This window comes from Bradyrhizobium sp. CW1 (genome assembly GCF_023100665.1).
GTDB lineage: Bacteria > Pseudomonadota > Alphaproteobacteria > Rhizobiales > Xanthobacteraceae > Bradyrhizobium > Bradyrhizobium canariense_D.
Map to the genome: position 1 here is coordinate 1,409,754 of NZ_CP064684.1, position 21,666 is coordinate 1,431,419.

Annotated in this window: 19 protein-coding genes; 18 read left to right on the plus strand and 1 reads right to left on the minus strand. The window is 64.8% G+C overall.

From position 1 onward, the window contains the following. The first annotated feature begins 127 nt into the window (after window positions 1-127). The 10 genes from IVB54_RS06780 (at window position 128) to IVB54_RS06825 (ending at window position 10,036) form a co-directional block, all read left to right on the plus strand. Window positions 128-1,162: an ABC transporter substrate-binding protein gene (locus IVB54_RS06780; protein ID WP_018453751.1), complete on the plus strand. Its 1,035-nt coding sequence runs from the start codon at window positions 128-130 to the stop codon at window positions 1,160-1,162. A 23-nt stretch (window positions 1,163-1,185) separates the two neighbouring features. Further along, on the plus strand, window positions 1,186-2,220 hold the full coding sequence (locus IVB54_RS06785) for an ABC transporter ATP-binding protein (protein WP_026232591.1): 1,035 nt from the start codon (window positions 1,186-1,188) through the stop codon (window positions 2,218-2,220). Continuing rightward, a complete protein-coding gene (locus tag IVB54_RS06790; protein ID WP_018453753.1) occupies window positions 2,217-3,092 on the plus strand; it encodes an ABC transporter permease in 876 nt (291 codons plus the stop codon). The genes IVB54_RS06785 and IVB54_RS06790 overlap by 4 nt, the downstream gene beginning before the upstream one ends. Further along, window positions 3,089-3,895 (plus strand): ABC transporter permease, encoded by an 807-nt coding sequence (locus IVB54_RS06795; protein WP_018453754.1) that lies wholly within the window; start codon window positions 3,089-3,091, stop codon window positions 3,893-3,895. Before IVB54_RS06790 ends, IVB54_RS06795 begins: the two co-directional genes overlap by 4 nt. A gap of 8 nt (window positions 3,896-3,903) precedes the next feature. Next, a complete protein-coding gene (locus IVB54_RS06800) occupies window positions 3,904-5,040 on the plus strand; it encodes an FAD-dependent oxidoreductase (protein WP_018453755.1) in 1,137 nt (378 codons plus the stop codon). A gap of 19 nt (window positions 5,041-5,059) precedes the next feature. Beyond that, window positions 5,060-5,356 carry a (2Fe-2S)-binding protein gene (locus IVB54_RS06805; RefSeq protein WP_018453756.1) on the plus strand — a complete coding sequence of 99 codons (297 nt, stop codon included), beginning with the start codon at window positions 5,060-5,062 and terminating at the stop codon, window positions 5,354-5,356. After that, window positions 5,353-6,771 carry a (2Fe-2S)-binding protein gene (locus tag IVB54_RS06810; protein ID WP_247777110.1) on the plus strand — a complete coding sequence of 473 codons (1,419 nt, stop codon included), beginning with the start codon at window positions 5,353-5,355 and terminating at the stop codon, window positions 6,769-6,771. The genes IVB54_RS06805 and IVB54_RS06810 overlap by 4 nt, the downstream gene beginning before the upstream one ends. Next, window positions 6,768-7,889, plus strand: coding sequence for an FAD-dependent oxidoreductase (locus IVB54_RS06815; RefSeq protein WP_018453758.1), 1,122 nt, complete (start codon window positions 6,768-6,770; stop codon window positions 7,887-7,889). Before IVB54_RS06810 ends, IVB54_RS06815 begins: the two co-directional genes overlap by 4 nt. A 14-nt stretch (window positions 7,890-7,903) precedes the next feature. After that, the gene (locus IVB54_RS06820) at window positions 7,904-8,251 is read left to right on the plus strand and encodes a RidA family protein (protein ID WP_007596366.1); all 348 of its coding nucleotides are present in this window, start codon (window positions 7,904-7,906) and stop codon (window positions 8,249-8,251) included. 171 nt (window positions 8,252-8,422) lie between these two features. Then, window positions 8,423-10,036 (plus strand): ABC-F family ATP-binding cassette domain-containing protein, encoded by a 1,614-nt coding sequence (locus IVB54_RS06825; protein ID WP_018453759.1) that lies wholly within the window; start codon window positions 8,423-8,425, stop codon window positions 10,034-10,036. Between the two features lie 187 nt (window positions 10,037-10,223). Here IVB54_RS06825 and IVB54_RS06830 read toward each other — a convergent pair whose 3' ends face one another. Continuing rightward, a complete protein-coding gene (locus IVB54_RS06830; RefSeq protein ID WP_018453760.1) occupies window positions 10,224-11,558 on the minus strand; it encodes a dicarboxylate/amino acid:cation symporter in 1,335 nt (444 codons plus the stop codon). Window positions 11,559-11,682: 124 nt separating this feature from the next. On the opposite strand from IVB54_RS06830, the gene IVB54_RS06835 reads away from it, so the two are divergent. From IVB54_RS06835 to IVB54_RS06870, 8 genes are all read left to right on the plus strand, one after another. Continuing rightward, on the plus strand, window positions 11,683-12,996 hold the full coding sequence (locus IVB54_RS06835) for a solute carrier family 23 protein (RefSeq protein WP_247376459.1): 1,314 nt from the start codon (window positions 11,683-11,685) through the stop codon (window positions 12,994-12,996). An 80-nt stretch (window positions 12,997-13,076) separates the two neighbouring features. Continuing rightward, window positions 13,077-13,913, plus strand: a complete 837-nt coding sequence (locus tag IVB54_RS06840) for an SDR family oxidoreductase (protein ID WP_247294038.1) — start codon at window positions 13,077-13,079, stop codon at window positions 13,911-13,913. Between the two features lie 52 nt (window positions 13,914-13,965). Beyond that, entirely contained in the window at window positions 13,966-14,772 is an 807-nt protein-coding gene (locus IVB54_RS06845) for an NAD-dependent protein deacetylase (RefSeq protein WP_018453763.1), read from the plus strand. A gap of 141 nt (window positions 14,773-14,913) precedes the next feature. Beyond that, entirely contained in the window at window positions 14,914-16,998 is a 2,085-nt protein-coding gene (locus IVB54_RS06850) for a hydantoinase/oxoprolinase family protein (RefSeq protein WP_018453764.1), read from the plus strand. A 2-nt stretch (window positions 16,999-17,000) separates the two neighbouring features. Then, a complete protein-coding gene (locus tag IVB54_RS06855; RefSeq protein WP_018453765.1) occupies window positions 17,001-18,659 on the plus strand; it encodes a hydantoinase B/oxoprolinase family protein in 1,659 nt (552 codons plus the stop codon). Between the two features lie 39 nt (window positions 18,660-18,698). After that, a complete protein-coding gene (locus IVB54_RS06860) occupies window positions 18,699-19,697 on the plus strand; it encodes a TRAP transporter substrate-binding protein (RefSeq protein ID WP_247361073.1) in 999 nt (332 codons plus the stop codon). Between the two features lie 9 nt (window positions 19,698-19,706). After that, window positions 19,707-20,300, plus strand: coding sequence for a TRAP transporter small permease (locus tag IVB54_RS06865; RefSeq protein ID WP_018453767.1), 594 nt, complete (start codon window positions 19,707-19,709; stop codon window positions 20,298-20,300). A gap of 34 nt (window positions 20,301-20,334) precedes the next feature. Then, window positions 20,335-21,639, plus strand: coding sequence for a TRAP transporter large permease subunit (locus IVB54_RS06870; protein WP_018453768.1), 1,305 nt, complete (start codon window positions 20,335-20,337; stop codon window positions 21,637-21,639). The last annotated feature ends 27 nt before the right edge of the window (window positions 21,640-21,666 follow it).

The window sequence follows — 21,666 nt, forward strand, 5'->3', positions numbered from 1 at the left end:
GCCAAAATTCGCCGCGCAAGGGCTGGAGCCCTAGTCGGAGAGGGATCTGCGCGGAAGGAAATGCGGAAGGTTCAGCCAACGAGACTCGTCGGCACGTCACCTCATCCCGGTATGGAGATCGGACCACATGAAGACTTTTCGCCTTCTGACAGCGGTCAGCATCGCGGCCCTCATCGCCGCCCCCTCGGTTGCCACGGCTCAGCAAAAGACGCTCTATGTCGCCGGCTATGGCGGCTCGTTCGAGAAGACCATCCGCGACGAGGTGATCCCGACTTTTGAGAAGGAGAACGGCGTCAAGGTCGAGTACGTCGCCGGCAACTCCACCGACACGCTGGCCAAGCTCCAGGCGCAGAAGGGCAACCAGCAGATCGACGTCGCCATCGTTGACGACGGCCCGATGTACCAGGCGATCCAACTCGGCTTCTGCGGCAAGCTCGATGGCCTGCCGACCGATCTCTACGACACCGCGCGCTTCAAGGACGATCGTGCGGTCGCGATCGGCATCGTCGCGACCGGCCTGATGTACAACACCAAGGTGTTTGCGGAGAAGGGCTGGGCGCCGCCGACCTCCTGGAACGATCTCAAGGACACGAAATACGCCAAGCAGCTCGTGATCCCGCCGATCAACAACACCTATGGCCTCGAAGCGCTGGTGATGCTGTCGAAGATGAATGGCGGCGGCGAGTCCAATGTCGATTCCGGCTTCAAGATCTTCAAGGAGCAGATCAATCCGAACGTGCTCGCCTATGAGCCGTCGCCGGGCAAGATGACCGAGCTGTTCCAGTCCGGGCAGGCTGTGATCGCGGTGTGGGGCACCGGCCGCGTGCAGAGCTTTGCCAATACCGGCTTCCCCGTCGATTTCGTCTATCCGAAGGAGGGCGCCGCGACGTTGCTGACGACCGCCTGTCCGATCACCAAGCCGAACGCCTCGCCGCTTGCGTCTAGCTTCGTCAAGATGCTGCTCGAACCCAAGATCCAGCTCGTGATGCTGAAGGATTACGGCTACGGCCCGGTGCTGAAATCGCTGGTGATCCCGCCCGAGCTCGGCAAGATGGCGCCGATCGGCGAGCGCGCGGCAAAGCTCTATAATCCGGACTGGACCGTCATCAACGAGAAGCGCGAGGAATGGACCAAGCGCTGGAATCGCGAGGTCGAGCGCTGATCGGTCATCCCGGAGACAGTGCGATGGCCTATCTCGAGCTCGAAGGGGTCGCCAAGCAATTCGGAGCGCAGACTGTCGTCGACGACTTCAGTCTCGCGGTCGGGAAGGGGGAGTTCGTCTCCTTTCTCGGCCCCTCCGGCTGCGGCAAGACCACGACCCTGCAGATGATCGCGGGCTTCCTCGATCCCACCCGCGGCGCGATCCGGCTGCAAGGCAAGGATCTGACCGCGATCCATCCGGCCAAACGCGGGCTCGGGATCGTGTTCCAGAGCTACGCGCTGTTTCCGCACATGACCGCGGCCGAGAATGTCGCCTTCGGGCTCGAGATGCGCAATGTGCCGCGCGGCGAACGGACCGAGCGCGTTCGCGCAGCGCTCGCGATGGTCGGGCTTGCCGGCTACGAGGATCGCCATCCGCGTCGCATGTCCGGCGGCCAGCAGCAGCGCGTGGCGCTGGCGCGCGCGCTGGTGATCAAGCCGAGCGTGCTGTTGCTCGACGAGCCGCTATCGAATCTCGACGCCAAGCTGCGCGAGGAGATGCAGATCGAGCTGCGCCAGATCCAGCGTACCATCGGCACCACCACGATCCTCGTCACCCACGACCAGAACGAGGCGATGTCGTTGTCCGACCGCATCGTGGTGATGAGCCAGGGCCGGATCGAGCAGATCGGCACGCCGCAAGAGACTTATGAGAAGCCGGCCTCGGCCTTCGTCTCGCAGTTTTTGGGAAAGACCAACGACTTTGCCGCGACGATCGATCGGACCAGTGCGCCTGGGCGATTGATTGTCGGCTCGTGGAGCGCGCCTGCGCATGTCGGGCGCAGCGGTCCCGTCACCATTAGCATTCGCCCCGAGCGGATCGACTTTGGCGACGCGGGCCTCAGCGCAAAGATCGTCACACGCATCTTCCAGGGCAATCACTGGCTGTTCCAGTGCGAGAGCGAATGCGGCCCGGCGACCGTGATCCGCCAGAATGACGGCCGGTCGCAGCCGGTCGAAGGCGAGGCCGTTCACCTCACCTGGCGGCCCGAGGACATGAGCGTGAGGGGCGTCGCATGAGCGCTTCCGCCGAGGAACGAAACGCACGCACGCCCTGGGCGCTGACGGCGCCCGCTTTGATGCTGTTCGTCGGCGTGCTCCTGATTCCGCTGGCAATGACCGTGATGCTGTCCTTCCATGATTGGGGCCAGTACAAGGGCATCGAGCCGGTCTTCATCCTCAAGAACTGGCATGAGATCGTAACCGATCCCTATTACGCCGAGATGTTCGGGCGGACGTTTCGCATCGCGATCCTGACTACGCTGCTCACCGCCGTGCTCGGTGCACCCGAAGCCTACATCCTCAACCGCATGAGCGGACGCTGGAAGAGCGTTTTTCTCCTGGTCATCCTGGGGCCGTTGCTGATTTCCGTGGTGGCGCGGACGCTCGGCTGGGCGCTGCTGTTCGGCGGCAACAACGGCCTCGTCAATAAGCTGCTGATGTCGGCCGGGCTGATCCGCGCGCCTATCCCCTTCATGTTCACCGAAACCGGCATGGTGGTCGCACTCGCGCACGTGATGATGCCGTTCATGGTGCTGTCGGTGTGGGCGGCGCTGCAGCGGCTCGATCCGCAGATCGAGAATGCCGCGATGTCGCTCGGCGCCGGCCCTGCGACCATCATCCACCGCATCATCATGCCGCAGATCATGCCGGGCGTGCTGTCTGGGGCGATCATCGTGTTCTCGCTCTCGGCCAGCGCGTTTGCGACGCCCGCCATCATCGGCGGCCGTCGACTCAAGGTCGCGGCGACGCTGGCCTATGACGAGTTCCTCAACACGCTGAACTGGCCGCTGGGGGCGGCGGTCGCCACGCTGCTGCTGGCCGCGCTGGTCTTGATCGTCGTCGGCAGCAACGCACTGATCGAGCGCCGTTACGCGGAGGTGTTCCGATGAGCCGGAATGGCCCGCTCGCGCTGATCTTCCACACCATCTTTGTCATCGTCATGGTGGCGCCGATCCTCGTCGTCTGCCTCGTTGCGTTCACGCCTGAAGGCTTCCTGTCGTTGCCGACAAACGGTTTTTCGTTGCGCTGGTTCAGGGCGATCGCCAACTATCCCGAATTCGTCCATGCTTTCTGGGTCAGCCTTGGCCTGGGCGCACTATCGTCGTTCGTCGCGCTATTATTCGCGGTACCGGCGGCGCTCGCGATCGCGCGCTATCGCTTCCGCGGCCGTGATGCGCTCGCGGCCCTCTTTCTCTCGCCGCTGATGATCCCGCATGTCGTGCTCGGCATCGCGTTCCTGCGCTTCTTCACCTCGGCCGGGATGGGCGGCAGCTTCGCCGCGCTGATCATCGCGCATGTCATCATCGTGTTTCCGTTCGCGCTACGGCTGACCCTGGCGGCGGCGACCGGCATGGACCTTTCGGTCGAGATGGCGGCGGTCTCGCTCGGTGCCGGCGGCTGGACGCTATTCCGCCGCGTGACGCTGCCGTTGATCCTGCCCGGCGTCATCAGCGGCTGGGCGCTCGCCTTCATCCAGTCCTTCGACGATCTCACCATGACCGTCTTCCTCGCGGGACCCGGCACCGAAACACTGCCGGTGCGCATGTTCCTCTACATCCAGGACAACATCGATCCGCTGGTGACGTCCGTCTCGGCCTGCGTGATCGCGATCACCATGACCGCCCTCATTCTGCTCGATCGCTTCTACGGGCTCGACCGCGTGCTCGCCGGCAAGGGCGATACAGGGCGATAGGAGAATCCATGCGAACAGATTACGACGTCGCCGTCGTCGGCGGCGGATTGCTCGGCTCCGCCATCGCCTGGGGCCTGGGAAGACTCGGCAAGAAGGTGGCCGTGCTCGACGAAGGCGACATCACCAAGCGCGCCTCACGCGCGAACTTTGCGCTGGTTTGGGTCCAGAGCAAGGGGCTCGGCATGCCAGCCTATACCGTCTGGACGGTGCAGGCGTCACAGGCGTGGAGCAGGCTCGCCTCGGAGCTGAAGCAGCAGACCGGCCTCGATGTCTCGCTTCAGCAGAACGGCGGTTTTCATCTGACGCTTGGCGAGGACGAGTTCGGTCAGCGCGCCGAGCTGGTCAAGCGCATGCACAACCAGACGGGTGCCGCCGATTACAAGATGGAGATGCTGCCGGCATCCGAGGTGAAGAAGGCGCTGCCGCTGATCGGGCCCGAGGTCTCCGGCGGCAGTTATTGTCCACTCGACGGTCACGTCAATTCGCTGCGCACGTTTCGTGCGTTCCACACCGGCTTCAAGGCATTCGGCATCGACTATCTTCCGGAGCGCCCGGTCTCGGCGATCAGCAGGAGCAGCGGCGAATTCTGCCTGACGACGCCGCAGGGCGAGCTCCGTGCCGCCAAGATCGTGCTCGCCGCCGGCAATGCTAACCAGACCCTGGCGCCGATGGTCGGTCTCCACGCCCCGATGGGCCCGACCCGCGGCCAGATCGTGGTGACCGAGCGCACCATGCCCTTTCTGCCGCATCCGCTGACCACGATCCGCCAGACCGACGAGGGCACGGTGATGATCGGCGACAGCAAGGAAGACGAGCTCGACGATCGCGCGCTGAAGCACTCGATCAGCGCCGTGATGACGGATCGCGCCCAGCGCATGTTTCCGCATCTCGCGCGGCTCAACGTGGTCCGGAGCTGGGCCGGCATCCGCGTCATGCCGCAGGACGGCTTTCCGATCTACGACCAGTCGGAGACGCATCCCGGTGCCTTCGTCGCCTGCTGCCACTCCGGGGTGACACTCGCCTCCAACCACGCCTTCGAGATCGCGCGGATGGTTGCGCAAGGCGCGCTCGAGCCCGAGCTGGTCGGCGCGTTCTCGGCCAGCCGTTTTGGCGCCGCCGGTGCCGCGAACAACAGCGGCTACTAGGGACATTGAAGGAGCCAGGATGTTCAAACGATCCGAGCAGGACAAGCGGCCAGCGGTGCAAATCTTCGTCGATGGCGTTGCCGTCGCGGCGCGGCAGGGCGACACCGTCTCCGCCGCGCTGCTGGCCTCGAGCTGCGATGCACGCCGTTCGACCGCAGTCAGCGGGGCGCTGCGTTTGCCCTATTGCATGATGGGCGTGTGCTTCGATTGCCTCGTCACCATCGATGGCGTCGGCAACCGACAGGGCTGCCTGGTGCCGGTCACCGACGGCATGCAGATCGAGATTCAGAAGGGCAAGCGGGAGATCGGGAAATGACTGTGGCTCCCAAGCGCGAAGAATATGACGTCGTGGTGATCGGGGCCGGGCCTGCCGGCCTTGCCGCCGCCGCGACGGCCGCCGAAGCCGGCCTGTCCACGCTGCTGCTCGACGAGAATATCGGCCCCGGAGGCCAGGTGTTTCGTGCCATCGCCTCGACGCCGGTGACCGACCGCAGCCAGCTCGGTGAGGACTATTGGGTCGGTACCGATCTCGTGCAGGCGCTACGCGCAGGCAACGCGGAGGTCATTCAGCGCGCAACGGTCTGGAGCCTCGATCGCAATCTCGATATCGCCGTCTCGGTCGGCGGCGCGTCCGCCTTCGTCAAGGCCAGGCGCGTGATCCTCGCGACCGGCGCGCTGGAGCGGCCGTTTCCGATTCCCGGGTGGACGCTTCCGGGCGTGATGACCGCGGGCGCCGCGCAGACCATGTTGAAAACATCGGCCCTGGTGCCGGATGGCCGCACGGTGATGGCGGGGCAGGGGCCGCTGCTCTGGCTGCTCGCCGCGCAGATCTTGCGTCTCGGCGGTCGCATCGATCGCATTCTCGACACCACCGAGCGCGGAAACTATTTCGCCGCACTCCCCCACGCTTTCGCTTTCCTGACCTCGCCGTATTTCGCCAAGGGCTTGTCGATGATGCGCGAGGTGAAGGCGAAGGTGCAGGTCGTCTCAGGTGTCAGCGAGCTTGCTGCCTCTGGTGACGGCCAACTCGCGAACGTCAGCTATGTCGCCGGCGGCAAACGCGAGACCGTCCTTGCGGATCTCTTGCTGCTGCACCAGGGCGTCGTGCCCAACGTCAATCTGGCGATGGCGGCCGGAATCGAGCATCGCTGGGATGATTTGCAATTGTGCTGGTCTCCGGTGCTGGATGCCAGCGGCAATTCGTCGGTCGCCGGCATTGCGATTGCTGGCGACGGCGCCGGCATCGGCGGGGCGAACGCAGCCGTAGTGCGCGGCCGCATCGCGGCACGCGCGGCAGTGGAGGCGTTGGCGCCTGCGGCTGCAAAAAAATCTGCGCCGATGGCGAGCCTCCGCGCCGATCTCGCCAAGGCCGAACGTGGTCGCGTTTTTCTCGACACGCTGTTCCGGCCGGCGCCGCAGTTTCGCATTCCCGCAGGCGACACCATCGTCTGTCGCTGTGAGGAGGTCACCGCAAAGGATATTCTCGACGCCGTCGCGATCGGCGCGACCGGGCCGAACCAGCTCAAGGCCTACCGCCGCACCGGCATGGGGCCGTGCCAGGGCCGGCTCTGCGGCCTCACCGTCACCGAGCTGATGGCGCAGGCGCGGGGCAAGAGCCCGCAGGAGATTGGCTATTACCGGCTGCGCGCGCCGGTCAAGCCGATCACGCTCGCCGAGCTCGCCGCCGTTCCGAAGAGCGCAGACGACATCAAGGCGGTGGTGCGCGGATGACGAAAAACGTGGATGCGATCGTCGTCGGCGGCGGCATCCACGGGTGCTCGACCGCGCTATATCTGTGTCTCGCCGGCCTCAAGCCGGTGCTGATCGAGAAGGACTATGCCGGCCGGCACGCTTCCGGTGTCAACGCCGGCGGCGTGCGCCAGCTTGCGCGGCACATCCCCGAAATCCCGCTTTCGATCCGCTCGATGGGTATCTGGGAGAAGATCACCGATCTCCTCGACGACGATTGCAGCTTTGAGAGCTATGGCCAGGTCCTCGTCGCCGAGAACGAAGAGGAACTCGCGGTCTGCCGCGCACGTGTGGCCGAGCTCAACGCGCTCGGCTTCACCCACGAAGAGCTGATCGATGCCGCAGAGCTGCGGCGCCTCGTGCCGGCGGTGGCCGAGACCTGTCCCGGCGGCGTGGTCTCGCGCCGCGACGGTGCGGCCAATCCCGCGCAGGCGACGACGGCGTTCCGTCGCAAGGCGGAGCAACTAGGTGCGACCGTGCGCGAGGGCATTGCCGCCACGAATATCCGGCACACCGATGGTCTCTGGCATGTCGATGTCGGCGCCGAGAGCTTTGCCGCGCCGGTGCTCGTCAATGCCGCCGGCGCCTGGGCCGGGACCATCGCAGCCGCGCTCGGTGAGCCCGTTCCGGTCGAGACGGTGGCGCCGATGTTGATGATCACCTCGCGCGTGCCGCATTTCATCGATCCGGTCGTGATCCTGCGCGGCCGCAAGCTGTCCTTCAAGCAATTCAAGAACGGCACGGTGCTGATCGGCGGCGGCCATTTGGCTACGCCCCATCAGGATCGCAACGAGACGGTGTTGGACTGGAAAAGCCTCGCGACCAGCGCCCGCACCGTGTTCGAGCTGTTCCCGGTCATGCGCGACGCGACGATCATGCGGGCCTGGGCCGGCATCGAGGCCAAGACCAAGGACGATCTGCCCGTGTTTGGACCGAGCAGCCGGCACAAGGGCCTCTATCACCAATTCGGTTTTTCGCTGCACGGTTTCCAGCTCGGCCCCGGCGCGGGCGCCGTCATGGCGGAGCTGATCGTCAACGGCGGCACCCAGACCCGCATCGGCGATCTCGGCATCGACCGTTTCCACCCCTCCACGCTCTAGCAAAAGAGGACATCATGAGCATTACCCGCAGCATCCGCACGCCCATCATGCACCGCGCCGTCGAAGCCAACGGCTTCGTCTTCATTGGCGGCACCATCGCCGACGACACCTCTGTGTCGATGGGCGAGCAGACCCGCAACATCCTCGGCAAGATCGCCGGCTATCTGAAGGAAGCGGGCACCGACAAGTCGCGCGTCGTGAGCACCTCGATCTTCGTCACGGACCTTTCCAAGAAGAAGGAGATGGACGCGGTCTGGACCGAGTTCTTCGGCGACAATCTGCCGACCCGCGCCACCGTCGGCGTCGCCGATCTCGGCGGCAGCGCGCTGATCGAGGTCGTGGTCACCGCGCTCAAGGGTTGATCGCGCGGGCCTGCGGCGGACGTCGGCGCTCCGCGCGCCGTCGTTCCTCAGAGCCTCGCCTTGATCTCGCCCTTCGATGGGATTAGTTAGAGAGCCCTCAAACAGGATATTCGAGATCCATGGATTTGACCCCGACCGCAAAGCCGACCTGCCTTGCTCACGGGGAATTCCATGCCTGCTTCCATCATCCTGTCCAACCTGTCGCTGTCCTCGCCTGACGGCCGCTCTCTTTTTTCCAATATCGATCTGACGTTCGGCGCCGAGCGGACCGGCCTCGTCGGCCGCAACGGCGTCGGGAAGACGACGCTGCTTGCGTCGATTTCGCGAGAGCACATTCCTCAATCGGGGCGCGTTGCTATCAACGGAACCGTTGGTCTGTTGCGCCAGGACGTCCAGCCCCTTGCGGGCGCGAAGGTGATCGACCTGTTCGGTGCGCGAGCCGCGCTCGATGTGCTTCGCCGTGCCGAGCGCGGGGATGCCTTGGCCGAGGAGGTTTCCGAGGTCGATTGGACCCTCGAAACACGGCTTACGTCCGCCCTTGCGCGTGTCGGGTTCGACGTCGCTCCGGAGATCGAGCTCGACCGCCTGTCGGGCGGGCAGGTCACGCGGGTTCGTCTGGCCGCGCTGATCTTTGCGGAGCCAGACTTCCTGCTGCTCGACGAGCCCACCAACAATCTCGATCGGGAGGGGCGCAAGGCGGTGATCGATTTCCTTGCGTCTTGGCGCGGTGGGGCGATCGTCGTCAGCCACGATCGGAGCCTGCTCGAAACCATGGATGCGATCGTCGAGCTGACGTCGCTCGGAGCTACGCGATACGGCGGCAATTGGAGCAGTTATTGCGAGCAGAAAGCCGTTGCGCTCGCGGCTGTCAGGCACGACCTCGCGCATGCCCAGAGGCGCCTGTCCGAGATCGACGGGAAAGCGCAGGAGGCCGCGGAGAGGAAAGCGCGCAAGGACGGCGGGGGCAAGAAGAAGCGCGCCAAGGGCGACATGCCGCGCATCCTGGCCGGCGCACGCAAGGACCGTAGCGAAGACACCGGCGGCAAGACCGCGCAGATCGCCGAGCGGCGGCGTGCGGATGCGCTTGAGGCCCTTGATACGGCGCGCCGGCGCATCGAGATTCTTCAGTCGCTGTCGGTGAAGCTGCCCTCGACCCGGCTGCCAGCGGGCAGGGAGGTGGTTTGGCTCGATTGCGTCAGCGCCGGCTATCGGCCGGACCGGGAAGTCTTGCGCGATCTATCGCTCGCGATCGTTGGTCCGGAGCGCCTGGCAATTGTCGGACCCAACGGTTCCGGCAAGACGACGCTGCTGAAACTCGTCGCCGGCGAACTACGTCCGCTCTCCGGCACCATGCGGGTCAGGCCGGATCTTGCGCTGTTCGATCAGAAGGCCAGCCTGCTCGATCCCGCGGTCTCCATCCTGGATAACTTCAGGCGCTTCCATCCGAAGGCGGGTGCAAATGAATGCCATGCGGCGCTGGCCCGGTTCATGTTTCGAGCCGATGCCGCCTTGCAGATTGCGGGACATTTGAGCGGCGGGCAGATGTTTCGTGCAGGCCTTGCCTGCGTGCTGGGCGGAGCGATGCCGCCGTCGCTGCTGATCCTCGACGAGCCGACCAATCATCTGGACATCGAATCCATCGAAGCCGTCGAAGCGGGCTTGAGGGCCTATGACGGCGCGCTGCTCGTCGTCAGTCATGATGAGGCGTTTTTGCAGGCGATCGGGATTACCCGACGGCTCGATCTTGCTGCCCCGAGGCAGCGCGCCGGTTGCAGGATCATTTGATCCCGCTTTGCGGTTCGGCACGACGACAATTTTCAAAAACCCGACGCCCTGCCCCCAGCGCGTCGGGTGGAAAAAGATGAGTATCAATCCGTGATCCCAACGCAGCAGTTGTGACTCGCGTCGCTCCAATTTACCACTCCGGGAAACTACCGCGTTGGAACCGGACGCCGCCCAACCTGCGCGCGGCCTAGGAGGCGGCGCTGCCGCCCGGTTCGAGCGCCTCACCCATCTCCAGCGGATGGGCCATGGTCTCGTGCAGCGCATCGCGGTCGAGCTCGCCTTCGGAGATGCTGATGACGACACAGGCGACGCCGTTGCCGATCAGATTGGTCAGCGCGCGGCACTCGCTCATGAACTTGTCGATGCCGACCAGGATCGCAATCGACTGGATCGGGATGTCGGGCACGATCGAGAGCGTCGCCGCCAGCGTGATGAAGCCCGCCCCCGTCACGCCAGAGGCTCCCTTCGAGGTGATCATGGCGATGCCGAGAATGCCGAGCTCCTGCCAGATGGTCAGATGGGTATTGGTCGCCTGCGCCAGGAACAGCGTTGCCAGCGTCATGTAGATGTTGGTGCCGTCGAGGTTGAAGCTGTAACCGGTCGGAATGACGAGGCCGACCACCGAACGCGAGGCGCCGAGATGCTCCATCTTCTGGATCATCTGCGGCAGCACCGTTTCTGATGACGAGGTGCCGAGCACGATCAGCAGCTCGTCCTTGATGTAGGCGATGAAACGCAAGATCGAGAAGCCGGCGAGCCGCGCGATTGCGCCGAGCACGACCACCACGAACAGGATGCTGGTGAGATAGAACGTGCCGATCAGGGCCGCGAGGTTGAGCAGCGAACCGAGGCCGTAGGCACCGACGGTGAACGCCATCGCGCCGAACGCTCCGATCGGGGCGACGCGCACGATGATGCGGATGATGCCGAAGAACATCTTTGCGGCCTTGTCGATCGCCTCCGCAATGGGCTCGCCGGCCTTGCCGAGGAACGCGATGGCGAAGCCCGACAGGATCGAGATCAGTAGCACCTGCAACAGATCGCCGCGTGCGATGGCGCCCAGATAGCTGTCGGGGATGATCGCCATCAGATGGGCGACGATGCCTTCTTCCTTGGCCTTGGTGACGTAGGTCGCCACCGATTTCGGGTCGATCGTGGCGGGATCGATGTTGAAGCCGTGCCCGGGCTGGAGCACCTCGCCGACCAGCAGGCCGACCGCGAGCGCCACGGTCGAGACCGTCTCGAAATAGATCAGCGACTTCAGCCCGACCCGACCGACGCGCTTGAGGTCGCCCATCGAGGAGATGCCGTGCACCACGGTGCAGAAGATCACCGGCGCGATCATCATCTTGATCAGCGCGATGAAACCGTCGCCGAGCGGCTTCAGGGCCTTGCCGAGATCGGGATAGAAATAGCCGACGAGCACCCCGAGTGCGATCGCGATCAGCACCTGAATGTAGAGGATCTTGTACCAGGGCTGGTGCCGGCGGTGGACGGCTGGCTGGATCGCAATGTGTGTCATAGAATAGGCCCCGGACGTATTGATCTTGTTTGATTTGCATCATGTGATGGCCGCTGCAGAAGCGACAATCACATTTTTATCTGTTCGCACGAAGATCTGTCGCTGCACCGCAACTGGGGGGAACATGCCGATTGCAACGGGCTCCGATGAGCGAGCGCAAGGCTATTTTCCGCGTTGGATTCTGAAGTCCTCCGGCGTGATCATGCCCGAGCAGCGGCTGCCGCTTGGCCAGACCGTCGTCTCCGGTCTCCAGCATTGCGTCGCAATGTCGGGCTCGACGATCATCGCGCCGCTGCTGATGGGGTTCGATCCCAATGTTGCGGTGCTGTTTTCCGGCATCGGCACGCTGATCTTCTTCGTCATCGTCGCGGGGCGCGTGCCGAGCTACCTCGGCTCGAGCTTCGCGTTCATCGCGGTCGTGATCGCCGCCACAGGCTATGCCGGGCACGGGCCGAACCCGAACCTGTCGGTTGCGCTTGGCGGCATCGTAGGAGCCGGCGTCCTCTACGGCCTGATCGCGCTGGTCGTGATGTGGTCGGGGGTTGGCTGGATCGAGAAGCTGTTGCCGCCGGTCGTCACCGGCGCTGTGGTCGCCGCGATCGGCCTCAACCTCGCGCCGGTGGCGGTCAAGGCAGTGAGCGCCAATGCGTTCGACACAGGAATCGGGCTCGCGACCGTTCTGATCATCGGCGTGGTTGCCGTTGGCGCGCCTGGCCTGTGGCGCCGCCTGCCGATCATTCTCGGCGCGATCGGCGGATATCTTTTGTACCTGCTGTTCGCGAACGGCCTCGGCTTCGGCAGGCCGATCGACTTCACGCAAGTTTCGGCTGCGTCGTGGATCGGCCTGCCGAGTCTTACCACGCCGACCTTCCAGGCCGATGCAATCGTCCTGATCGCGCCGGTCGCGATCATTCTCGTCGCCGAGAACCTCGGTCACATCAAGGCCGTCGGCGCCATGACGGGCCGGAGCCTCGATGACTATCTCGGCCGCGCCTTGCTTGCCGACAGCCTCGCGACCATGGTGGCCGCCTGCGGCGGCGGCACCGGCGTCACCACCTATGCCGAAAACATCGGCGTCATGGCGGCGACGAAGGTCTATTCGACCTTGCTGTTTGCCTTCGCGGCGATGGTGTCGATCGTGCTCGTTTTCTCGCCGAAATTCGGCGCGCTGGTCCTGTCGATCCCGGGTCCCGTCATCGGTGGGCTCTCGATCGTGCTGTTCGGGTTGATCGCCGCAATGGCCGGCCGGATCTGGGTCGAGAACAAGGTCGACTTCTCAAGTCCGGCAAACCTGATCACCGTCGCGGTCGCGCTCACCGCAGGCGCCGGCGACCTCACGCTCAAATTCGGCGCCTTCACGATCGGCGGGATCGGCACCGCAACCTTTGGCGCCATCATCCTGTACCAGATCCTGACTTCGCGACTGGCTCGCCGCTAGGAGTGAATCCCAGCGGTGCGCCGACGGATGGAACAAAACGCCGGTTCCCTCCATATTGATGTGTCCCCCGGAGAAGAACGATGCCACATATCGACCGCTCGACCACCTTTTCTTCGCGCCTCGTCGGCCAATACGCGCTGGTGACGGGCGCCTCGCAAGGCATCGGCCGCGCCGTCGCCATTCGGCTTGCCCAGGAAGGCGCGACCGTCGCCATCAACTATGTCGATCATCCGGAAAAGGCAGAGGAGGTGCTCGCGTCCGCGCGTACGGCATCGAGCGATCGCGGCCACGGCAAGCTCGACCATATCGTCGTCAGGGCCGACGTCAGCAACGAGCAGGACGTAGCCGCGATGTTCGAGACGATCCTGGCGCGCTGGAAGCGTCTCGACTGCCTGGTCAACAATGCGGGCTTCCAGCGGGAATCGCCGAGCGAGGCGCTCGACATCGACACCTATCGCCGCATCATCGACGTCAATCTCAACGGCGCCGTGCTCTGCGCCCAGAAGGCGCTCGCGCATTTCGTTGCGCGCGGCGCAGGCGGCAGCATCATCAATTGCTCCAGCGTCCACCAGATCATCCCGAAACCCGGCTACCTCGCCTATTCCATCAGCAAGGGCGGCATGGCCAATCTGACACGCACGCTGGCACTCGAATTCGCCGGCCGCGGCATTCGCGTCAATGCGGTCGGTCCAGGCGCGATCGACACCCCAATCAACGCGGCCTGGACCGGCGATCCGGAAAAGCGCGGTGTGGTCACCAGCCACATTCCGCTCGGCCGTGTCGGCACGCCGGAGGAGATCGCCGGCGTGTTCGCCTTCCTCGCCTCGGATGAGGCCAGCTACATCACGGGGCAGACCATCTATGCGTGCGGAGGTCTGACGCTGTTTCCCGAATTCCGCGAGAACTGGGCAAGCTAGCGGGCTTCCTCGCCATCTGGCAAAACCGGCCTGCGCAGACTACATCTGCGTCATGGCAAATCATCCGCTCCGCGATTTCGTCGGACGGCACGAAAATCTGTTCGTGCTGACCGGCGCTGGCTGCAGCACCAATTCGGGCATCCCCGATTATCGCGACAGTCACGGCAACTGGAAGCGGACCCAGCCGGTGAACTTCCAGGCTTTCATGTCGGAAGAGCATACGCGTCGGCGCTATTGGGCGCGCAGCCTGATCGGCTGGCGGCGGTTCGGCCAGGCGAGGCCGAACGATGCGCATCACGCGCTCGCCCGGCTCGAGGCGAGCGGGCGTTGCGGAATGCTGCTGACCCAGAACGTCGACCGGCTGCATCAATCCGCCGGCCACCGCCAGGTGATCGACCTGCACGGCCGGCTCGATCTGGTCCGCTGCATGGGCTGCGGTCAAAAGACCCCGCGGAGCGAATTCCAGAAGACGCTCGGCCACGCCAATGCGGAATGGTTGACGCTCGACGCGGCCGATGCGCCCGACGGCGATGCGGACCTGGAGCATGCGGATTTTTCGTCGTTCAAGGTGCCGGCCTGCGAATCCTGCGGCGGCATCCTCAAGCCCGACGTCGTGTTCTTCGGCGAGACCGTCCCGCGCGACGTGGTCGTGACCGCGCAGGATCATCTGGCGCAGGCGGACGCCATGCTCATCGTCGGCTCGTCACTGATGGTCTATTCCGGTTTCCGCTTTGTGCAGGCGGCCGCGCAACGGCAAATCCCGATCGCTGCGGTCAATCTCGGACGCACCCGCGCCGATGATCTCCTCACGCTGAAGGTCGAGGAGCGCTGCGAAGCGGCGCTTGCATTCCTGCTCTGATCGCGCGGCCTGCGAACACGCCTTGCCTATTGCATGGGTGCCAAGCAGAATAGCTGGACGGCAGCATGTTCCTGTCATCCATGGCATGGAAATTGCTGCGCTTTTGTCCTCGGTCTTGACGATCAGCACGGAGAGTTTGGAATGCTTGAGGGAGCCGAGGTGCGGCTTGCCGTCGATATCGGTGGCACGTTCACCGACATCGTGCTGGACGTGGGCGAGGTGCGCAAGACGCGCAAATTGCTGACGACGCCGCAGCGGCCGGAAGAGGCGGTGCTGGACGGCATGCGGCTCATTCTCGCTGATGCGCGCGCCTATATCAGCGACATCGACGTCTTCATTCACGGCACGACGCTCGCGACCAACGCCATCATCGAGCGTCGCGGCGCCAAGACGGCGTTGATCGCGACCGAGGGCTTTCGCGACGTGCTCGATATCGGCACCGAGAGCCGCTACGACCAGTATGACCTCTCCATCGACAAGCCGAAGCCGCTGGCGCCGCGATCTTTGCGCTTCACCGTGCCCGAGCGCATCGACGCGCATGGCGCCGTCCGCCTCCCGTTGGACGAAGCGGCGGTGCGCGCGCTCGCGCCAAGATTGCGCGCGCTGAACGTCGAGAGCGTCGCAATCGCGTTCCTGCACTCCTACGCCAATCCCGAGCACGAGCGCCGCACGGCCGCGATCATCAGTGAGGAGATGCCCGGCATTTCCGTGACCGTATCGTCCGCGGTGTGCCCGGAGATCCGCGAATATGAGCGCACATCGACTGCAGTGGCCAACGCCTATGTGCAGCCGCTAATCGATGGTTATCTCGCTCGCATGTCCGACGCCTTGCAGGTCGAGCAGTACCGCGGCGCGATCTATCTCGTCACCTCCGGCGGCGGTGTCACCTCGATCGAGACGGCGCGGCGCTTTCCGGTGCGCCTCGTCGAATCCGGTCCTGCCGGCGGCGCCATTTTCGCGGCGCAGATCGCGGCGCGTCTCGGCGAGAGCAAGGTGCTGTCCTTCGATATGGGCGGTACCACGGCAAAGATCTGTCTGATCGAAAAATACCAGCCCGAGACCTCGCGCGTGTTCGAGGTCGATCGCGCAGCGCGCTTCCTGAAAGGTTCGGGTCTGCCGGTGCGGATTCCCGTGATCGAGATGGTCGAGATCGGCGCCGGCGGCGGCTCGATCGCCCATGTCGATGCGATGAAGCGCGTCACGGTCGGTCCTGAGAGTGCCTCGTCGGAGCCCGGGCCCGCCTGCTACGGCCGCGGCGGCCTGCGCCCGGCCGTGACGGATGCCGACGTCGCGCTCGGCATGATCGATCCGGACGACTTCGCGGGTGGCACGATCAAGCTCGACCCTGAACTCTCGAAGCAGGCGCTGCTGCGCAGCGTCGGCGAGCCGCTGGGTCTGTCGGCAGAGACTGCGGCCTATGCCGTGCACGAGGTCGTCTGCGAGAACATGGCGAGCGCGGCGCGCGTGCATGCGGTCGAGCGCGGTGAGATTGTCGGTCAGCACACGCTGATCGCCTTCGGCGGCGCGGCGCCTCTGCATGCGGCGCGCGTCGCCGAGAAGATCGGTGTCTCCCGCGTGATCGTTCCTTCCAATGCCGGCGTCGGCTCGGCCGTTGGCTTCCTCGCGGCTCCGATCGCCTACGAGCTGGTGCGCAGCCGTCATGTGCGGCTCGACGATTTCGACACCGAAGGGGTCTCCGATCTGCTCCAGGAGATGGTGACCGAAGCGCGTGCGCTGGTCGAGACGGGTGCGGCAGGCGCGCCGGTCCGCGAGCGCCGCGCGGCCTTCATGCGCTATGTCGGTCAAGGCCATGAGATCTCGATCGAACTGCCGAACCGGCGGCTGGCGACGGCCGATCTGGCCGGCCTGCGTCAGAAGTTCGAGGCGGATTATGCGGTGATGTTCGAGCGGCCGATCCCGGGTGCGGCGATCGAGGTCTTGAGCTGGTCGGTGCTTGCGACGACCGAGGCGCGCAATCCGCCTATTGTCGCGGCCGTTACGCGCAAGCCCGCCGGGAAGGCGACCGGCAGCCGCAAGTTCTTCGATGGCCGGGTCGGGGAGGTGATCGAGATCCCGCTCTATCGCCGCGAGGACATGGCGCCAGGCGCGACGATTGCAGGTCCCGCCGTGATCGCGGAGGACGAGACCTCGACGTTCGTCTCCAACAGTTTTGATGCCCATATCGACGGTGCCGGCAGCATCGTCATGGAACGGAAGGCGGCCTGATCATGAGCAAGGCAAGCGGCGCGAGCCTGATCGACCTTCAGATCATGTGGCACCGGCTGATCGCCGTGGTCGAGGAGCAGGCGCAGGTGCTGCTCCGCACGGCCTTCAGCCCGATCGTGCGCGAATGCGGCGACCTCTCGGCCGGCGTGTTCGACCTCAAGGGACGGATGCTGGCGCAGGCGGTGACCGGCACGCCCGGCCACGTCAACTCGATGGCGGAATCGGTCAAGCACTTCATCGCCCACTTTCCGATCGAGACGATGAAGGAGGGCGACGCCTACATCACCAACGATCCCTGGATGGGCACCGGCCATCTCAACGATTTCGTCGTCACCACGCCCTGCTTCAAGGACGGCAAGCCGGTCGCGCTGTTTTCCTGCACCAGCCATCTCATGGACATCGGCGGCATCGGCTTCGGACCCGACGCCACCGACGTGTTCATGGAGGGGCTCTACATCCCCATGCTGAAGCTGATCGACCAGGGCGTCGTCAACGAGACGCTGATGGCGATGATCCGCACCAACACGCGGCTGCCGATCGACACCGAGGGCGATACCTATTCGCTCGCCGGCTGCAACGACGTCGGCTGCGAGCGCCTGGTCGAGATGATGACCGAGTTCGGCATCGACTCGCTCGATGCGCTCGGCGACTACATCTGCGACCGCTCGCGCGAGGCCGTGCTGGCCGAGATCGCCAAACTGCCGAAAGGCAGCTGGCGCAACACCATGGTGGTCGACGGCTATGATGAGCCGGTCACGCTGGCCGCCGTGCTGACGATCTCGGACGAAGGCATCCACGTCGACTTCGACGGCACCTCGGCCGCGTCCAGGTTCGGCATCAACGTGCCTCTGTCCTACACCATCGCTTACACCGTGTTCGGTCTCGGCTGCGTCGTCGCCTCCCAGATTCCGAACAATGCCGGTTCGCTCTCGCCACTGACGGTGTCGGCTCCCAAAGGCGCGATCCTCAATGCGCCAAAGCCGGCGCCGGTCGCCTCGCGCCACATCATCGGCCAGATGCTGCCCGATGTCGTGTTCGGCTGCCTGCGCCAGATCATTCCCGAGCGCGTGCCCGCGGAAGGCACCTCGTGCCTGTGGAATCTCAACGTGCGCGGCCAGACCCGCTCGGGCGCCGGCGGCAATTACGGATTTTCGATGGCGGTGACCTCCAATGGCGGGACCGGCGCGCGCTTCGCGAAGGACGGGCTGTCGGCGACCGCCTATCCCAGCGGCGTGCGCGGCACGCCGGTTGAGATCGCCGAGACGCAGACGCCGCTGATCTTCTGGCGCAAGGAACTGCGTCCGGATTCCGGCGGGGCAGGGCGAACCCGCGGGGGCCTCGGCCAGATCATCGAGGTCGGCAGCGGTGTCGATGGGCCGTTCGACATCCTGGCGGCATTCGATCGCATCGATCATCCGCCACGCGGACGTGATGGCGGCAAGAACGGCGAGGCCGGCTATGTCGGCCTGAAGTCCGGCAAGAAGCTGCGTGGAAAAGGCTTTCAGCAGGTGCCGCCGGACGACCGGCTGGTGGTGCTGACACCAGGCGGCGCCGGCATCGGCGATCCCCGGGAGCGCGCGCCGACAGCCGTCAACGACGACATCGAAAGCGGCCTCGTGTCTGCCGACAATGCGGTTGAAATTTATGGGCACACGCGATGACGCTTCAGGCGTCGTGCGCGTAGCAAACGGAGGGGCTCAATGATCACGCGACGGACTTTTACCGCGGGCGCAGCGACGCTGCTCGCAGCCGGCCACATCTCGACCCGCGCGCGAGCGGCGACGGTAAGCTGGGACATGTCGACGGTATGGCCCGACGGCAATTTCCACACCCAGAACGCGTTTGCCTTCGCGGAAGAGGTGAAGAAGCAGACGGCTGGCTCGGTCGCGATCACCGTGAAGGCCGGTGGACAGCTCGGCTTCAAGGGCCCCGAGCATCTGCGCGCCGTCCGCGACGGTCTGGTGCCGCTCGCCGACGTCCTCAATATTCAGCAGGTCGGCGACGAACCCTTCATGGGCGTCGAAAGCATTCCCTTTCTCTGCGGCTCCATGGACGAATTGAAGGTGCTGCACAAATACGTGCGGCCCGAATACGAGAAGGTCGCCGCGCGCAACAACCAGAAGATCCTCTACATCGTGCCCTGGCCGACGCAATATCTGCATCTCAAGGTCAAGGTCGCCGATGTCGACGGCTTGAAGAACATCAAGATCCGCGTGCCCGACAAGAACGCCGTCGACATGCTGGCCGTGGTCGGCATGGCGCCGGTGATGATTCCGTGGGGCGAGACCATCCCGGCGCTGGCGTCGGGCGCGGTCTCCGGCGTATCCACCTCGTCGGTGTCGGGCGTCGACGGAAAATTCTGGGAATTCCTGAAATACATCTACCCGACCAACCACGTCTGGTCGTCGCAGATGCTCACCGTCAACCTCGATTCCTGGAAGGCGCTGAGTGCCGATCAGCAGCAGCTCGTCGCCGGCATTGCCGCGAAGATGGAGCCGGGCTTCTGGGCGAACTCGCTCAAGGCGGACGTCGACAGCCTCAACCGGCTCAAGGAAGGCGGCATGGAGGTGATGCCGGTCTCGGATGCCATGATCACGGACATTCGCGCCAAGACCGCGCCGCAGCTCGACGCTTTCGTCAAGCGCGTGCCGGCGGCCGACAAGCCGGTGCGGGCCTATCTCGCGGAAATGAAGCGCTGAGGACTTGCAGTGGCGGATGTTTTGCCTGCGTCGTCCCATAGTCTCAACGCGGCGGCGCCGGAGCCGCTGCGCATCCTGCTCGACGGCATCGACCGTCTTGGCCGGCTGGACGGCTGGATCGGTGGCGGCTGCCTCTTGATGCTGACGCTGCTGATGCTGTGCGAGGTCGCAACGCGCTTCCTCTCGAACTTCCTGCCGTTCTTTCCGCCCACAATCTCGATCGCGTGGGAGTATTCCTCCTATCTGATGGCGGCGTCCTTCACCTTCGGCGCCGCCATGACCCTGCGCGTCGGCGGCCATATCCGTGTCGTGCTGCTGCTGAAGAACGTCCCCGCTCCGTTTCAGCGCGCGATCGAAATCCTGTCGGCCGCCGCCGGCTTCGCCTTCATGGCCTTCCTGACATCGTCGATGGCGAAGTTCGCCTTCGGCGCCTATGTGCGCGGCCAGGTCTCGACCTCGAGCGACACCCCGCTGTGGTTTCCACAGGCCGTCGTCACCTTCGGCATGCTGCTGCTGACGCTGCAGTTCCTGGCGCGCGTGATCCAGGCCGTGCTCGGCCTGCCGCTGGAGGACCACCGCATGAAGGCCTCGCCCGTCGAATGATCGCCCACGCGCCAGCCAGCAGACACCGGATACCATGACCATCGAAGTCATTGCTCTCTTCGGGATCCTGTTTGCGCTTCTGGCATGCGGCGTATGGATCGGCCTGACGCTTGCGCTCACCGCAACGCTGCTGCTGGCGATGTTCCGCTCAATCCCGCTCGACAAGCTGCTGCCGCAATACGCCTGGAACATCTTGACGACGCAGGAACTGCTGGCGCTGCCGCTGTTCATCCTGATGGGCGAGTTGCTGTTTCGCACCCGTCTGTCACGTTCTCTGTTCCAGGGGCTCGCGCCCTGGGCGGGGCTTTTGCCGGGTCGTCTTCTGCATGTGAACGTGATCGGCTGCACCATCTTCGCCGCAATCTCCGGCTCGTCGGCGGCGACGACGCAGGTGATCGGCCGCATGTCCCTGAACGAACTGCTGCGCCGCGGCTATTCCCGCGACATCGCGATCGGCTCGCTCGCCGGCGCCGGCACGCTCGGCTTTTTGATCCCGCCATCCAACATCATGATCATCTACGGCGTGCTCGGCGACGTCTCGATCCTGAAACTGTTCACGGCCGGGGTGCTGCCCGGACTGCTGCTGGCCGCCACCTTCATGGGGTGGGTGATGCTGCACACGACCCTTAACCCCGGCATGGTGCCGGAGGCGGAAGCCAAGCTCTCGCAAGTGCCATGGCGCGAACGGTTTGCGGCGCTCAAGGACCTCGCGCCGGCGCTGTTCCTGATCGCCTGCGTGCTCGGCTCGATGTATGGCGGGCTGGCGACGCCGTCGGAGGCCGCCGCGGTCGGCGTGTTCGGCGCGGCGCTGGTCGCCTGGGCGCAGGGCTCGATGTCGCAGCAGGTGATGCGTGACGTGCTGATCGGCTCGGTCGTGACCTGTTCGATGATCGCGCTGATCGTGCTCGGCGCCTCGATCCTCGGCAACGCCGCGGCCTTCCTCGGCATCCCGCAGGCAGTCGCCGCCTTCGTGAAGGGCTTGGGGCTATCGCCGTTCATGCTGATCGTGGTGCTGATTATCTTTTATCTGATCCTCGGCTGTTTCCTCGATGGCTTCTCGATGATCGTGATGACGCTGCCGATCGTGCTGCCGATCGTGAAGGGCGCGGGCTTCGACGAGATCTGGTTCGGCATCTTCCTCGTGCTCGCGGTCGAGATGGCCCAGATCACGCCGCCGGTCGGCTTCAACCTGTTCGTGATCCAAGGCCTGACCGACGACGGCCTCGGCTACATCGCGCGCGTCACGATGCCCTATCTCCTCATCATGGTCGGATTCGTGCTGCTGCTGACGCTCTGGCCCGGCATAGTCACGATCCTGCCGAGGGTGTTGTACGGATAGATTGCGCCGTCCCGGCCGCTCAGCCGG

Excerpts from the sequence above, each read along its gene's own strand:
- IVB54_RS06780 (WP_018453751.1), top strand. The coding sequence starts at position 128 with ATGAAGACTTTTCGCCTTCTGACAGCGGTCAGCATCGCGGCCCTCATC.
- IVB54_RS06785 (WP_026232591.1), top strand. The coding sequence starts at position 1,186 with ATGGCCTATCTCGAGCTCGAAGGGGTCGCCAAGCAATTCGGAGCGCAG.
- IVB54_RS06790 (WP_018453753.1), top strand. The coding sequence starts at position 2,217 with ATGAGCGCTTCCGCCGAGGAACGAAACGCACGCACGCCCTGGGCGCTG.
- IVB54_RS06795 (WP_018453754.1), top strand. The coding sequence starts at position 3,089 with ATGAGCCGGAATGGCCCGCTCGCGCTGATCTTCCACACCATCTTTGTC.
- IVB54_RS06800 (WP_018453755.1), top strand. The coding sequence starts at position 3,904 with ATGCGAACAGATTACGACGTCGCCGTCGTCGGCGGCGGATTGCTCGGC.
- IVB54_RS06805 (WP_018453756.1), top strand. The coding sequence starts at position 5,060 with ATGTTCAAACGATCCGAGCAGGACAAGCGGCCAGCGGTGCAAATCTTC.
- IVB54_RS06810 (WP_247777110.1), top strand. The coding sequence starts at position 5,353 with ATGACTGTGGCTCCCAAGCGCGAAGAATATGACGTCGTGGTGATCGGG.
- IVB54_RS06815 (WP_018453758.1), top strand. The coding sequence starts at position 6,768 with ATGACGAAAAACGTGGATGCGATCGTCGTCGGCGGCGGCATCCACGGG.
- IVB54_RS06820 (WP_007596366.1), top strand. The coding sequence starts at position 7,904 with ATGAGCATTACCCGCAGCATCCGCACGCCCATCATGCACCGCGCCGTC.
- IVB54_RS06825 (WP_018453759.1), top strand. The coding sequence starts at position 8,423 with ATGCCTGCTTCCATCATCCTGTCCAACCTGTCGCTGTCCTCGCCTGAC.
- IVB54_RS06830 (WP_018453760.1), bottom strand. The coding sequence starts at position 11,558 with ATGACACACATTGCGATCCAGCCAGCCGTCCACCGCCGGCACCAGCCC.
- IVB54_RS06835 (WP_247376459.1), top strand. The coding sequence starts at position 11,683 with ATGCCGATTGCAACGGGCTCCGATGAGCGAGCGCAAGGCTATTTTCCG.
- IVB54_RS06840 (WP_247294038.1), top strand. The coding sequence starts at position 13,077 with ATGCCACATATCGACCGCTCGACCACCTTTTCTTCGCGCCTCGTCGGC.
- IVB54_RS06845 (WP_018453763.1), top strand. The coding sequence starts at position 13,966 with ATGGCAAATCATCCGCTCCGCGATTTCGTCGGACGGCACGAAAATCTG.
- IVB54_RS06850 (WP_018453764.1), top strand. The coding sequence starts at position 14,914 with ATGCTTGAGGGAGCCGAGGTGCGGCTTGCCGTCGATATCGGTGGCACG.
- IVB54_RS06855 (WP_018453765.1), top strand. The coding sequence starts at position 17,001 with ATGAGCAAGGCAAGCGGCGCGAGCCTGATCGACCTTCAGATCATGTGG.
- IVB54_RS06860 (WP_247361073.1), top strand. The coding sequence starts at position 18,699 with ATGATCACGCGACGGACTTTTACCGCGGGCGCAGCGACGCTGCTCGCA.
- IVB54_RS06870 (WP_018453768.1), top strand. The coding sequence starts at position 20,335 with ATGACCATCGAAGTCATTGCTCTCTTCGGGATCCTGTTTGCGCTTCTG.